This is a genomic window from Klebsiella sp. HMSC25G12, from assembly GCF_001807705.1.
In the GTDB taxonomy this organism is placed as follows: domain Bacteria; phylum Pseudomonadota; class Gammaproteobacteria; order Enterobacterales; family Enterobacteriaceae; genus Klebsiella; species Klebsiella variicola.
On the sequence record NZ_KV789884.1, the window covers coordinates 1 to 933 of the forward strand.

The window sequence follows — 933 nt, forward strand, 5'->3', positions numbered from 1 at the left end:
AATACGGGCGGCGCGTAGCGCAGCCGGTATTATTCAGCGCCACAGGCGCTGCGGCCTTTCAGCGCAGTCGGGCAGGTTATCCCCTGCCCTTCCGGTTATTTACGCGGCCTCCTGTATTCCGCGCATAAAGTCCCGCATAGCCCTGAACCGGCGCAGATCTGCCAGTCGTTTTTCAAAGTCATTGAGGTAGAAAACCGGGGTATACCTGACCCGCCGGATCTGCATCGTGAGCGTGTTGCCCGTCACCACTTCCGCTGCTATCCCCAGCAGTGACAGCTGGATGAATGCCATATCTGCCGCCACCGGATCGATGTCAATGCAGCTGCCGAACATGTGCATTGAGGGGTTAATATCCGCTTCAAGCAGGCACTCTGCATAGGCGATCAGCATCCCTGCGGCCCCACACGCCGGATCGCTGACGGTGGCAATCCCTTCCCGGCGGATAGTGTCTCTGACGCCTGGCATCAGCATTCGCGCCATCAGACACTGCACGGAATACGGGGTAAAATACTGCCCGCGAAAGTTATCACCCAGCTCAAGCTCCATAAAAATCGCGCCGAGGAAATCATGAAATTTCGCCTCCAGCGCACACACCATCAGGCAGAACATTTCCTGCATGTTCGCGATGTCGGTGGCCTCGTACCGGGCGCAGATTTTCCGGCAGTGCTCCATGCTCTCCGGCGTTCGTATCCGGGCCATATCCAGCTCGCTGGCGGCAAGCGACAGAAAATCACTGAACACTTCCCAGCGCCCCAGATGGCGGCCCGTATCCTTAAATACGCGGATAAAACGGCCCCGGCTGTACTGCTCGCTCATCATACGATGAACCGTGGGCACCGTTTCCGCGATCTGCTGCCCTGCCTGAATGACAGGGCTGTTATCCGCAGTTTCTCTGGCCAGATTGAACACATCGGCAAAACTCAGCTGTGACAT

At 57.4% G+C, this 933-nt stretch carries 1 protein-coding gene; it reads right to left on the reverse strand.

All coding sequences use genetic code 11. The features are described from left to right. Positions 1–99 precede the first annotated feature (99 nt). Entirely contained in the window at positions 100–933 is an 834-nt protein-coding gene (locus HMPREF3096_RS12840) for an N-6 DNA methylase (RefSeq protein WP_032426742.1), read from the reverse strand.

What these genes read in the sequence shown, in the direction of transcription:
- HMPREF3096_RS12840 (WP_032426742.1), bottom strand. Translation starts at nt 933, where the DNA reads ATGTCACAGCTGAGTTTTGCCGATGTGTTCAATCTGGCCAGAGAAACT.